Source organism: Streptomyces sp. NPDC045701 (genome assembly GCF_056432045.1).
On the sequence record NZ_JBWKJV010000084.1, the window covers coordinates 1 to 11,350 of the forward strand.

The following is an 11,350-nucleotide window of genomic DNA, read 5'->3' on the forward strand; positions in this document are numbered from 1 at the left end:
GGGGTGTACTTGCTCGGTGGTGCCACTTCTTGCGTCCTCTTTTCCGTTCAAGGCAATCCTATTGGACGTCTGTCCGGAAACTTCGGGGCACCTCATGCAATCAGGTGCCGGGCGAGCTCGACCAGCAGACCGCCCTCGCCCATCAGCCGCAGCCCGCCGTCGCGGACCTTGTCCGCGGCGAGCTCCGCCAGTTCGTCCAACAGAGCGGGGCTCAGCCCGTGCGCGGCCGCTGCTTCCCGGCTCGCCGCCGTCGTCTTCGATTCCACACCCGCACCGTCAACAACATCATCCAGCACCGCAACCGACACGCCGTCAGCGTCCTCGATCAGGTGACCGTTCTCCGCGTCCATCAGGTGTCCCTTCTGAGCAAGTGCCCACCTGATTCATGACACTCCCGTATTAGGGGTGCTGCGTTCCTTAAAGGTGGTAGATGTAGTGGCGGCGTAGGTGTCGGGTGGGTGGGGCGGGTCTGCCCCAGATCCATGGCCGTGCGCGCTGGTTGAGCTGGGTGGTTGCGAGGGCGGTGGCCTGGGTGATCTCGTCGGGTCCGGCGAAGGTCTGGCCGGCCAGGGCTGTTTTGCGGAAGATGCGCCACCAGGCTTCCTGGAGGTTGAGCCAGCAGGCGCCGACGGGGATGAAGACGTGTTTGATCCGGGGGTGGTCCTCGAGCCAGGTCCGGGTGGAGATGCTGTTGTGGGAGGACAGGTTGTCGGTGATCACGTAGATGTCGCCGGCCGGGTTTGCTTCCTCCAGTTTTTGCAGGAACTGCTGGTAGAAGGCACTGTTGCGGGATGGGGCGGTCATGGTGACCTGTTGTCCGTCTCTGACGCGCAGGCCGCCGTAGACCCAGGTCTTCTCCGGCCCGCGGCTGTAGTCGAGTTCTGCTTTGATGCGGTGTCCGTCCGGTGACCAGCCTGGTGCGGGCGGGAATGTGCGCGGGATCACCGGCCCGAGCTCGTCGGCACAAACGACCGTCGCACCGTCGGGCGGGTCGGTGTAAAGGCCGATGATCCGCGTCCTTTTCCCTCGAAGTCACGGTCCTTCGACCGCACCCAGGAGCGGGTACGGCGCCAGCGCACGCCCTCGGCCAGCAGAATCCGCCGGACCTGGGAGCGGCCCACCTCGATCCCGGACTGCCGGGCGGCCTCCGCCAGAGACTCAAGCGTCCACTCAGGCGCGCCTGTCTCGTCGTCCGCGGCCAGTTCACCGTCCTCACGCCTGGTCAGACGGCCCGGAGGTGACTGTCTGGCCAGAGCGACGATACGGGAACGCTCCGCTTCGGTGATCCGCCGGGGACGGCCGCTGACAGGCCGGTCCTCCAGCCCCTCCAGCCCGAGCGCGTTGAAACGATGGAGCCACCACCGCACCGTCTTCGCGTGACATCCAAGCTCCGCCGCGATTGCTGCCACCCGCAGACCGTCCCAGCTCAGAGCGATAATCCGCGCTCTCAAAACCAGATCGGCCGGCGCCTTCCGGGCGCCCGCCAGCCTGGCGACCACCCGCTCCTCCTCCGGCCCCGCAGCAGCCCGGGCACGCAGCAATACCGGCACAACCCACCCCCCGCCAATCAGCCAACAGGGGTTCTATACCCACGACTTGAGGAAGCATGCATTAGGTGCGGGGCGGCAGGAGGGGGCCTAGCGGGCCTAGATCGAGGTTGAGATCCTCTAGTGCGTAGCCGTGCTGGGCGCACAGGTCGGCCAGGCGGTCGTGGAGGGCCAGGAGTGTGGCTCCCAGCTCCTCTTCCTGTTCGTCGGTGAGGTCTCCTGCGTCCACGCGGCGCAATGCCTGGCGCTCGATGAGCTGACGCAGGAGTTCGACTAGAGTGAGCACGAGTTTGAGGAGGTCTTCTTCGACCGTGTCACGGTCGGTGTGGATGCGGTGGGCTGGGCGTGGGGTTGCCTCGCGTGGCGTGGGGGGTGCCTGGAGCAGCCGGAATGCCTGGGACATGGTGTCGCCGACGCCCTCCGCAGCGGGTGCTGGGGGCGGGGATGGGCGGGGCGGCCGCTTGGGGTGTTTGCGGTCTTCAGTCACCTGGGCCGCCCTCCTGCGGCGCGATGGCTGGGCGTATCTCGGAGCTGACGGACACGATGAGCGCGCGCAGGGAGATGCGGACGAGGTCGATGTCGGCGATGGAGAGAACGATGTCGCCGGTGATGACGACGCCGCCGCTGAGCAGCCGGTCGAGAAGGTCCACGAGCGCCACCTGGCGCCCGGGAAGCGGCTCTCCATACTTGTCGACAGTCATGGGGTGCGCTCCTCGCTGGTAGCCGCGTTCTGGCGTTCGGCTGGCGGCATGGCGAAGGAGTAGGGGGCCCAGGGACCGGTCACCTCGACACGAACGTCGTCAAAGACTCCGGCGGCCTCGGCGATGGCGGTCTGAAACTTCTCCGCGTACGGGTCGGGGATCAGGTAAGCGTCGTTGAGGACGTTCTCAGCGGGACCGCTCAGGGTGCCGCTCTGGGTGGGGTGGCGCACGCGCTGTGAGGCGTATCGGGAGGTGATGGCATCGATGGCTGCGGCGGCCTTCTGCGCCTGGCTGTAGACGGCTTCCTGCGCGTTGTGCTGGGCCCTGCGGCGTTGGAGGTACGCCTTGCCGGGAGTGGTGCCGGCGTCGGCGCTGGGCCCGGTAGCGGGCGGGGCGGCAGTGGGGGCGAGGTAGATTTTCACGCCGAATTCGGTGTGGCCGGTGAGCTGGGCGAGCCTTTCGGAAAATGCGTTGTGCTGCTCGGCGAGCGCTTGGCGGGCCCTGTCGTCGTCCTGATAGACGGTGGCCATACGCAGGGGCAGGACGGTGGCGTGCAGGGAGAGTGCCTGGACGACGTCGTGGTGGGCGCGGGCGACGCTCTCGAGCCAGTCCAGGTCCTCGAAGTGGTTCTTCAGTGCGTGCTCGCTGAAGTCACGGCGGGGAACGTGGCTGGTGGCGACGGCCAGGGACGGCTGGGTGGCGGTAGGGCCGGCGGTGAGGAAGAGAACGGGTGATCCGTAAATGCCGCGGAGGCCGACGGCGGCGTCGCGGAGGTCTTTAGTAAGTAGGGCCGCGGCGTAGACGTAGGTGAGGGTGCCGGCAGTTGTGTTCATGTGCGGCGCTCCCGTGTGGTTCCCCCACCTGTCTCGGGTTCCTCGCCGATGGTGCGGGGCGGGAATTCTTGGCCGTCGATGCGGTCGCGGCGCAGGGCCTCCAGCTCGGCGCGCAAGCGGCGGTTTTCCTGCTCGAGGGGGCTGCCTGTGTGCCGGGAGGAGAGCGAGGGGTCGTGTTCCCACCAGTCGATGCCCATCTCTTTTGCCTTGTCCACGGAGGCGACCAGGATCCGGAGTTTGATGGTCAGCAGTTCGATGTCGAGGAGGTTGATGCGGATGTCGCCGGCGATGACGATGCCTTTGTCCAGGACTCTCTCCAGGATGTCGGCGAGGCTGGAGGTGCTTTGTCCGTACGGCGCTGGGGCGGCGCGGGACGGGAAGGATCCGAGTCGGTCAGGTAGTGGCTCAGACACGAGGGAAGCCTCCCTTTGCCCGTCAGGGGAATTGCTGGCGGAACTCTGCGATCTCTGTCAGCCGGTCGATCAGTTCGTCTTCCCGGAGGTCGAAGGTGTCCTGGTCGATCTCGCCGCGCAGCAGGCGCCGCTCGAGGTCGGCGAGCTCGCGCCAGATCGGGGCCGGGTCGTAGTACTCGTCTTCGGCCTTCTCAGCGATCCGGTGGGCGGCCCATACGACGCCTTCCACCGGTGCGATGGGAAGGGTGAACAGGCGGCTCAGCAGTCCCATGGTTCGTCTCCTCCTTCCACGTTCGAAGCATCGCGGCGCGGCTGATCACTGGACGAAGCTGTAGGGGGGCAGGGGGCCGGTGAGCCGGAATTCGACGCCGCCGCCGATCTGCGCGGCGAGGCTGGCCTGCGCTGCCAGGAAGTCGTCTTTGCGCTTGTGCGGTACGAGCAGAGACAGATTGAGGAAGTCAGGTGTGGAGGGCGGATGAGTGACGTGCTCGCGCGCGTAGGGAGTCAGTGCTTGGACCAGGCCGGTAGCCAGTGAATCCTGGCGTTCTTGTACTTCGCGGGCGATGAGTTCCCCGAGCGTGAGGGGCAGCTGCGGATCCTGCGCGCCGGACCGGATCCGCTCGTTGAGTTCCCTCGCCTCGGGGGAGTCCTGCAGGATCTGGCGCAGCAGTTCATCCTCGTCCGCCTGGGTCGCCCTTGCGTGGTACTCGGCGCAGCCGTCGAGTCGGTCGAGAGTGGCCAGATAGCCGTCCGGATTCTCTTCCAGGGCCTGCCGGACGGCTTGCTCGTCGGGGGCGATGTAGCCGAACTGCAGCGGTAAGACCACTGCACCGGCCATGAGGAGCTCTTGGACTTCCTGGTGTGCTTGGAGGTCTCGGCGCTTGGGCCGGATCTCTTCCGAGATGTCGCTGACCACCGCGTACAGGGGTCCGGCGGCGACCGCGCGCACGGGTGCGGGGTGAGAGCCGACTCCGGTCAGGCCCTCCAGGCGTCGCGGGTGGTCCTTGCCGGTGATCGCGTATACGTAGAGCGGCATCGGTCACTCCCTCTCCCGGCGTACTGGGCGCCGGGCGGGACGCCGCTTTCTGGGAGCGGCTTCCTCTTCGGCTTCCTCCTCCAGCTCCTCCTCCTGCTTGGAAGCTCGGCCAGTGAGGGATTCGGTCACGGCGTCGACCGCTCCGCTGAGCGCGCCTTTGGACTTGCCGCGGGCGCCACCTTCCATCATCGTTCCGACGACCTCGGGGAGCTGGGCGGGCGCCTTGCGGCCTGCTTCGAGGTCGAGGCGGTTGCACGCTTCGGCGAAGCGCAGGTAGGTGTCCACACTGGCCACCACGATGCGGGCGTCGATTTTGATGAGTTCGATGCCTACCAGCGAGATGCGGACGAACACGTCGATGACCAGACCGCGGTCGAGTATGAGTTCCAGGACGTCGTAGAGGCTGCCCGAATTGCTTGTGCCCCTGCTTACACTGTTGCCGCTCTGCGGCACCATGGTCATGGCGCCTCCCTTCCCGGCGATCTGGTGTCAGGTCGGCCGGTCGATCATGCCTCGGCTGTAGCGCCGGGTCCGTTCGTAGGAGACCAGCTGTCCCTCCGGATCCAGAGTGACTTTGTAGCTGGCCATCACGCTGGTCGTGTCGGGGATGCGTTCCAGTTCCACCACTTCCACCTGTGCTTGCCAGCCTTCCCGGGTCGGTTTGAGGGAGGAGACGGAGTCGGGGGTGCGGCCCAGGAGTTGGGCCAGCTGCCCGGCTGCAGAGCGCATCGCCGAAGCTGCGCTGGGAACCCCGGCCTTCCGCTTGGAGGCGGAGGTGCGGTGTGCGGGGGCCCTGTCCTGCGTCTCGACGTGTTCCTCGGTCGGGCGTGGACGGGCTCTGCGCGGTCGTGCCGGTTCTGCGGCCATCGGACGCTCCGCTGGGGGAATACCGCTAACAGAATCTACAATGTCAGCATATAGGGAAATATGCTCCGCGCAGGGGCAGGCGGCCTACAGGTCGCCTGAGCGGGGTGTACTTCAGCCGGCGCTACCCACAGCAGCCGGCACATCCGCAGACCCACCCAGACGGTGTTCCCGGGCAGCGTCGTACAGCCCGCAAGCGCCCTGGTGAAGGGACAGCACTCATGCAGGACACGAAAATCGCACTCGCGGCCGCCGTGGCCGGGGGCTACGTACTCGGACGGACAAAAAAGGGCCGCCTCGCGTTCACTGCGGCGACCTACCTCGCCGGCCGACGCTTCGGTCTCGAGCCCGGCCAGCTCATGGCGCAGGGCCTCACCAAGCTCAAGGAGACGCCTCAGTTCGCTGAGATAAGCGACCAGCTTCGCGGTGAAGCCCTGGAGGCAGGCAAGAAGGCTCTGGGAGCTGCGGCCAACCGTAAGCTCGCCGACCTCGCCGGCTCGTTGCACCAGCGGACCTCCGAACTGGGCAGCGTCGCCGCGACGGAAGACGAAGAGGACCAGGAGGAGCCCGAGGAGTACGAGGACGCAGAAGAAGGCGAAGGCGAAGGCGAGGAGGAGGACGAGGACGAGGAGGGCTACGAGGAGTCTGAGGCAGACGAGGAGGAAGAGGGCGAGGAGGAAGAGGGCGAAGCCGAGGACGCCTACGAGCCCGAGGAAGAGGAACCTGAGGAGGAACCCCCGCCCCGTAGGCGCGGCCGGCCCCGAACCAGGGCTGCCCAGGACGCACCCGCTCGCAGGGCGCGCCGCTCAGCTCCCTCAGAGCCCCCGGCGCGGAAGACCGCGGCGAAGAAGACCGCTGCGAAGAAGGCGCCGGCGGCGACCCCGTCGAAGACCGCGGCCCCGAAGAAGACCGCGCCGTCCAAGACTGCTGCCAAGAAGACAGCGACGAAGACCCCCGCGAAGAAGACCGCGGCACGCGGTGCGGCGGGCAAGACAGCCGCGAAGAAGACCGCAGCGCGCACTCCGGCACGCAAAACGGCAGCCAAAAAGACTGCGGCGAAGAAGACGCCGGGCCGCAAGCCGTCCACGCGGAGGTAGTCATGGCAGAGTCAGACCGCGCCAACGCGCAAGGGTCCAAGTCCGGGCTTGACCAGCTGCTCGAAGCGCTGACCACGTTCCTGGGGGCTCAGGCCGGGCAGCTCGCGGACAAGGCGTCGGACAAGCTGGGTGATGTGACAGGCCAGCTCCAGGACGTGGCAGAAGGCCACGGGAAGCTGTCCGACGTCGCCGGTATCGGGGGGCGGATGCTGCAGGGCGACTCGCCTATGAAGGCGATGATGAGCCAGGGCATGAGCGGCCTCAAGGACAAGGTGACTGGCGCCGCCTCCCAGATGTTCGGCAAGGGCAAGAAGGGCCGTAAGAGCGGCGGCAAGGTCATCAACATCGTCGAGTTCCTCGATGTCGGCCTGCCGCTGCGCACCGTGTACAACCACTGGACGCAGTACGAGGATTTCAGCGGCTTCGCCAAGGGTGTACGCGACGTCTCCCGCAACGATGACACCACCAGTGACTGGAAGGTCAAGGTCGGGCCGTCGACACGTGGCTGGAAGGCCACCGTGCAGGAGCAGGTACCGGACGAACGGATCGTATGGACCTCCGACGGCCCCAAGGGCACCACACGCGGCTGCATCAGCTTCCACGAGATCACGCCGACGCTGACCCGCATCATCGCGGTGGTCGAGTACTACCCCTCCGGATTCTTCGAGAAGACCGGCAATGTGTGGCGCGCTCAAGGCCGGCGCCTGCGCCTGGACCTCAAGCATTTCCTTCGGCACGTCTCGCTCACGACCGATGAGGCGGAAGGCTGGCGTGGCGAGATCCGTGACGGCGAGGTGGTCCGCACCCACGAGGAAGCGCTGGAAGAAGAAGGCGAAGCGCAAGACCAGGACACCGACGAGGAGGAAGACGAATACGAGGGCGAGTACGAAGACGAGGAAGGGCAGGAAAGCGAGGACGGACGGCCTGAAGAGGACGAAGATTTCGGGGAGGACGAAGAGGAACCCGGGACGTACGCCGACGAGGCGGACGAGGAGGAGTACGAGGACGAAGAGAGTCCTGAAGAGGACGACGAAGACGAAGAGAGTCCTGAAGAGGACGACGAGGACGACGAGGACGACGAGGACGAAGCAAGCCGTCCGCGTCGGCGGCGCCGATAGCCGCACACAAGGCCGTGCCATCCGGGCGGCCGCCGACAAGGGCCGGCGTGAGACGCCGGCCCTTGTCTATGGGGTTTCCCCGGAAGTCCCCGGTACGGGGGCTCCAAGGTCTGGGGCCAATGCTTGAGGGACCTTGACCCCGAGTCCTGGACACGGGTTATGCGGCTTGGGCCAGCGTAGTTGATGTTGCGGGGGCTGTTTCGTAGGCGATGGGGCTGCGTTGTCCGAGTCGGGAGTGGCGTGCTTGGCGGTGAGCCATCGGAAGGTGTCGAGGCGGGCCTCGCGCTCGCTGGACCATGCCTTCCTGGCTTGGAGCGTTTCGCGTTTGAAGGTCGCGTTGAAGGATTCCGCGAGCGCGTTGTCCGCGCCGGACCCGATCGCGCCCATGCTCTGGATCAGCCCTGTTGACCTGCAGGCGTGGGCGAAGCCCCGACTCTTGTATTGCTTGGACTCAACCGGTCGTCGCAACACCGGCTTCCTGGAGTGATAGGAGGTGCTCGTTGAGGGCTTCGGCGGGGGTCTTACTGGGCCTGCTGTTGAGAATGAAGGCAACGGCCTGGAGCTCGTCGGTGCCTCAGCGACAGGTCGGTGCCTTTGGGAAATACTGCCGCAGCAGACCGTTCGTATTCTCGTTGGTGCCCCGCTGCCAGGGACTGTGCGGGTCGGAAAGTAGACCTGGAGACCAGCGTCGGTGCGGAGTTGAGCCCCTCGAGCCAGTTCCGTGCCCCGGCGCGGCCCTGTGGGAGCGCCGGCGAGGCCGTGGCAGGCGATGTTGAGAAGTACCCCCGGCTGTCCGAGCCGTTCGCTAGCAATCTGGCGACCGGCCATCAAGGGTCGGTGACGTGATGCAAAGTGTGGCCCCGCTGGTACCGTCGATACCATGTCGGACTCTTCGAAGGCGATGAACCTGCGGTTCCCCGACCCTCAGCAGCGTGAGGCCATCGCCGCCGCTGCGAGGGAGGCCGGTGTCAGCATGCAGGAATATGTCCTCACCGCTGCATACGAGCGGGCGACCGCAGTCAAGCAGCACTTCCTCACCGCGTTCGAGCGGTCCATGGGCCGTAGCGGCGACGCGTTCATGGCCGACGCCAGCTCCCTGGACCCGATCGGTGAGCAGCGCGCTGCGGAGCGTGCTGCGCGCGCCGAGTTCGGGAGCACGGAAGGGGGCCACGCGGCGTGACCCATCCCGAACCGCGGCACAGCATCGACGTGCCGTTCCTTCTTGCTGCCGCAGAGTTGCTCCCTGGTGATCCCCAAGTCGACGACCTCGGGCCCTTGTACGCTGCCGTAGCCCGGGTCAACGCGCGCCCCATGGGGGTCCGGGACGTCTACGGTTCGGTGTTTCTGAAGGCGGCCGCTCTGCTGGAGACACTGACCCGGCTGCCGTGCCTGGAGCACTCCAGCGACGCTTTCGCCTGGCACTCCTGCGAGGCGTACCTGGACTTCAATGGCTACCCACTCGAATTCGAGCCGAAGGATGCCGTCGCACTGGTGCGGGACTCCGCAACCCGGCAGACCGGGGTCTACCAGATCGCCCGCCAACTGCGCGCCTGGTCGGTGTCCGGCCTGGGCTGAACGTCAGCGGCGGTCGCGCCCGGAAAACACCCGTGCGCAGCGACGCGGGCCCGGGCGGCCGAGCGGTAGCCGCCAAAGGCTTAAGGGCATGAGCACGCCGAAACCGGTCGCGCGGCGGCAAGACCTCACTCCTGCAGCGTAAAAATCTGCTGTCCATGATCAGGGTGAACTTCAGCCTCAAGAAGCGGGTCGAAGGACTTTACTACACGCAAGCCCTGCCGGCCCTGGCCCCCCGCCAGGTGGACTCCGTGGGCGATGCTGTGCGACAAGAGGCTCTTCACCCCTTTCGGAGTTGTTGAGGTCGGTGATCATCATGAACAGTGCGTCTCGGAGGGTCGTCGATGCGGTCGTCGTTCTCGCTGTCGGCGCCGTAGTACTGAGCCCCCATCGTCGTTTCTCCCTCGCCTTGTTCGCCCTGGTCGCGGTCAGCATGGCATGCGGAACCGACGGCCCGGGCCCGTCACAGCCATTCGCCGATTGCGGCGGTCAGGACGGTGGCCTCAAAGCGGACCGCAAGCTTGTCGAACCGGGTGGCCACCGCCCGGTTGCGCTTGAGCGTCGGGATGCTCGCGAAACCGACCCTCGATGACCGCGCTGACCTTGGGAATCTCCTCAACGGGGGTCATCACCCCCTGGCCTGGGGTGTGGACCATCCTGGGCTGCCGTCTTCTCCCCGGCGACGGTGGTGAACTGCGCGCCCCGGCGGCGGCCACCGCGATGTCGGCGGCCTTCGCGGAGTTGCAGACCTTGCGGTTCTTCATCCAGGTCGTTGAGGCTGGCCCGGCCGTTCCGGCGCAGACCGGCCGGGGTCTGGCAGGCCGTCAGCAGCAGCACCAGGGCGGCCTTATGCGCTGTAGTCGAAGGCCCGCTTGAGTGCGGGGAAGTACTCCAGCATCTGGGCGCGGGAGCGGGTGCGGTCGGCGGAGAGGTCCAGTCGGCGGACGGTGAGGATCTCAGGAATTGCCCGGCCGGCCTGAAATCGTCAGGGAGCCTCACTTGACCCCGCACCCATCAAGATCCTTGACGACTGCCGCGCCGCGTTCGCTGCCCCGCCTTCATCCGGCCACGCGAAAGGGCCTCACCGAGGATCCCAGCAGCCGTCCGGACGATCACTCGGCGAGGCCCAGTTTTTCTGTCGAACACCACACCCAAGGGGAGGAAACCCCATGACCACGATTCTACTCTTTATTGGGACATTCCGGGAAGCCCTAGTCGCTACTCCGGCACCAGCATCACCGACAGGCGAAGACTCTTATGCGCTCCGTGAGCGGAGCGGTACCCCAGGGCTCTTGCAAAGTCGCCGTGACCTTGTGAATGGGCTGGTCAGCTGAGGCGTGACAAGATATGACGAAGCTCCGCTGGTGTGGGTGAGCTACCAACTCACCTGCAAACAACGGAGCTTCGGTGATTCGTGACTCTGCCATGCCCGCGTTCCTCTGTCGCGTTCCGTCCTCCCGGCGGGTGATGCGGTGGAGGCTGTCGATCCGCGGGACCGTCGCAGTCGGCGGTATCCGCTGGTCGCGCTGGTCAGGGCGGCGGCCTGCGCGGTGGCGGCCACCGGACGGCCTGGCTGTGCTGCTGCGGCCCGCCGGGTACGGAGCGTGACCGCCCTGCGCGGCTGGCGGTGGACGGGGCAAGAGCGCCCGGGGCTCGCGCACCGCACGCGGACCGCGGCTCACCTCCTGGCCGTCATCGGCCAGGACGACCAGGTCATCGCCCAGATGAGGATCCCCGACAAGACGAACGAAGTGCCTTGAGTGCCCTGTCTGCGCGAGGTGCCCGGCCGGCCGGACATCGAAGGCACGTGGGTCACCGCGGATGCGCTGCACACAGTGAGGTTTTCTCGACGAAATTCATCGCCAGGCGTTGTTGAGGACGAGGGCGGCTTTGGTGATGGCGCCGATCCGGCCGGGGCTGAGCGTGACGCGCTTGAGGGTGCGCCAGCGTTCTTTCAGCTCGGCCGCAGCCCGTTCTCCCAATGCCCGCACACCGCGCAGGAGTACGTTGTAGGTCTGGGTGTCGGGGTGAAGCTGCAGGTGGGAGCCCCCTCGGGGCTTTTTGAAGGGGTGGTGGACCCTGGTGGCTAATTCAGTGCTCGGTTGATGCTGCGCCAGCGGGTTCGGGATCATGGGGTGCGGTCGTCACGTCTGGTATCCGGCCGTAGGA

General features: G+C 66.6%; 18 protein-coding genes and 2 pseudogenes. 6 read left to right on the forward strand and 14 right to left on the reverse strand.

From position 1 onward, the window contains the following. Nucleotides 1–92 precede the first annotated feature (92 nt). The 11 genes from AC07DW_RS31735 to AC07DW_RS31785 form a co-directional block, all read right to left on the reverse strand. Entirely contained in the window at nt 93–350 is a 258-nt protein-coding gene (locus AC07DW_RS31735; protein ID WP_478861112.1) for a hypothetical protein, read from the reverse strand. 67 nt (nt 351–417) lie between these two features. Continuing rightward, on the reverse strand, nt 418–1,011 hold the full coding sequence (locus tag AC07DW_RS31740) for an IS630 family transposase (RefSeq protein WP_478861128.1): 594 nt from the start codon (nt 1,009–1,011) through the stop codon (nt 418–420). After that, the gene (locus AC07DW_RS31745) at nt 942–1,499 is read right to left on the reverse strand and encodes a helix-turn-helix domain-containing protein (RefSeq protein ID WP_478861113.1); all 558 of its coding nucleotides are present in this window, start codon (nt 1,497–1,499) and stop codon (nt 942–944) included. The genes AC07DW_RS31740 and AC07DW_RS31745 overlap by 70 nt, the downstream gene beginning before the upstream one ends. Nucleotides 1,500–1,611: 112 nt before the next feature. Beyond that, nucleotides 1,612–1,950, reverse strand: coding sequence for a gas vesicle protein K (locus AC07DW_RS31750; RefSeq protein WP_478861114.1), 339 nt, complete (start codon nt 1,948–1,950; stop codon nt 1,612–1,614). A gap of 76 nt (nt 1,951–2,026) precedes the next feature. After that, complete coding sequence (locus AC07DW_RS31755; RefSeq protein ID WP_478861115.1) at nt 2,027–2,248, reverse strand: gas vesicle protein; 222 nt, start codon at nt 2,246–2,248, stop codon at nt 2,027–2,029. After that, nucleotides 2,245–3,081 (reverse strand): GvpL/GvpF family gas vesicle protein, encoded by an 837-nt coding sequence (locus AC07DW_RS31760; protein ID WP_478861116.1) that lies wholly within the window; start codon nt 3,079–3,081, stop codon nt 2,245–2,247. The genes AC07DW_RS31755 and AC07DW_RS31760 overlap by 4 nt, the downstream gene beginning before the upstream one ends. Next, entirely contained in the window at nt 3,078–3,494 is a 417-nt protein-coding gene (locus AC07DW_RS31765; RefSeq protein WP_478861117.1) for a gas vesicle protein, read from the reverse strand. The genes AC07DW_RS31760 and AC07DW_RS31765 overlap by 4 nt, the downstream gene beginning before the upstream one ends. A 22-nt stretch (nt 3,495–3,516) precedes the next feature. Beyond that, the gene (locus AC07DW_RS31770) at nt 3,517–3,765 is read right to left on the reverse strand and encodes a gas vesicle protein GvpG (RefSeq protein ID WP_478861118.1); all 249 of its coding nucleotides are present in this window, start codon (nt 3,763–3,765) and stop codon (nt 3,517–3,519) included. 45 nt (nt 3,766–3,810) lie between these two features. Beyond that, complete coding sequence (locus tag AC07DW_RS31775; RefSeq protein ID WP_478861119.1) at nt 3,811–4,530, reverse strand: GvpL/GvpF family gas vesicle protein; 720 nt, start codon at nt 4,528–4,530, stop codon at nt 3,811–3,813. Nucleotides 4,531–4,533: 3 nt separating this feature from the next. Next, the gene (locus tag AC07DW_RS31780) at nt 4,534–4,992 is read right to left on the reverse strand and encodes a gas vesicle structural protein GvpA (RefSeq protein ID WP_478861120.1); all 459 of its coding nucleotides are present in this window, start codon (nt 4,990–4,992) and stop codon (nt 4,534–4,536) included. A 27-nt stretch (nt 4,993–5,019) separates the two neighbouring features. Further along, nucleotides 5,020–5,397, reverse strand: a complete 378-nt coding sequence (locus AC07DW_RS31785; RefSeq protein WP_478861121.1) for a gas vesicle protein GvpO — start codon at nt 5,395–5,397, stop codon at nt 5,020–5,022. A gap of 218 nt (nt 5,398–5,615) precedes the next feature. On the opposite strand from AC07DW_RS31785, the gene AC07DW_RS31790 reads away from it, so the two are divergent. Beyond that, nucleotides 5,616–6,491 carry a histone protein gene (locus AC07DW_RS31790; protein WP_478861122.1) on the forward strand — a complete coding sequence of 292 codons (876 nt, stop codon included), beginning with the start codon at nt 5,616–5,618 and terminating at the stop codon, nt 6,489–6,491. Nucleotides 6,492–6,493: 2 nt separating this feature from the next. Next, nucleotides 6,494–7,609, forward strand: a complete 1,116-nt coding sequence (locus AC07DW_RS31795) for an SRPBCC family protein (RefSeq protein ID WP_478861123.1) — start codon at nt 6,494–6,496, stop codon at nt 7,607–7,609. A 451-nt stretch (nt 7,610–8,060) separates the two neighbouring features. Here the strand turns inward: AC07DW_RS31795 and AC07DW_RS31800 are convergent. Then, nucleotides 8,061–8,338 (reverse strand): annotated as a pseudogene (locus AC07DW_RS31800) (IS30 family transposase); the annotation flags it as partial. 151 nt (nt 8,339–8,489) lie between these two features. Here AC07DW_RS31800 and AC07DW_RS31805 point away from each other — a divergent pair. Together AC07DW_RS31805 and AC07DW_RS31810 are read left to right on the forward strand one after the other, a co-directional pair. After that, nucleotides 8,490–8,789 carry a type II toxin -antitoxin system TacA 1-like antitoxin gene (locus AC07DW_RS31805; protein WP_478861124.1) on the forward strand — a complete coding sequence of 100 codons (300 nt, stop codon included), beginning with the start codon at nt 8,490–8,492 and terminating at the stop codon, nt 8,787–8,789. Beyond that, entirely contained in the window at nt 8,786–9,184 is a 399-nt protein-coding gene (locus tag AC07DW_RS31810) for a fic family toxin-antitoxin system, toxin component (RefSeq protein ID WP_478861125.1), read from the forward strand. Before AC07DW_RS31805 ends, AC07DW_RS31810 begins: the two co-directional genes overlap by 4 nt. A 460-nt stretch (nt 9,185–9,644) precedes the next feature. Here the strand turns inward: AC07DW_RS31810 and AC07DW_RS31815 are convergent. Continuing rightward, nucleotides 9,645–9,740: pseudogene (locus tag AC07DW_RS31815) on the reverse strand (IS5 family transposase); the annotation flags it as partial. Nucleotides 9,741–9,769: 29 nt separating this feature from the next. On the opposite strand from AC07DW_RS31815, the gene AC07DW_RS31820 reads away from it, so the two are divergent. Continuing rightward, nucleotides 9,770–10,057, forward strand: a complete 288-nt coding sequence (locus tag AC07DW_RS31820; RefSeq protein WP_478861129.1) for a hypothetical protein — start codon at nt 9,770–9,772, stop codon at nt 10,055–10,057. Nucleotides 10,058–10,653: 596 nt separating this feature from the next. Further along, the gene (locus AC07DW_RS31825) at nt 10,654–10,941 is read left to right on the forward strand and encodes a hypothetical protein (RefSeq protein ID WP_478861126.1); all 288 of its coding nucleotides are present in this window, start codon (nt 10,654–10,656) and stop codon (nt 10,939–10,941) included. Between the two features lie 96 nt (nt 10,942–11,037). Here AC07DW_RS31825 and AC07DW_RS31830 read toward each other — a convergent pair whose 3' ends face one another. After that, on the reverse strand, nt 11,038–11,313 hold the full coding sequence (locus tag AC07DW_RS31830) for a transposase family protein (RefSeq protein ID WP_478861127.1): 276 nt from the start codon (nt 11,311–11,313) through the stop codon (nt 11,038–11,040). Nucleotides 11,314–11,350: the final 37 nt, after the last annotated feature.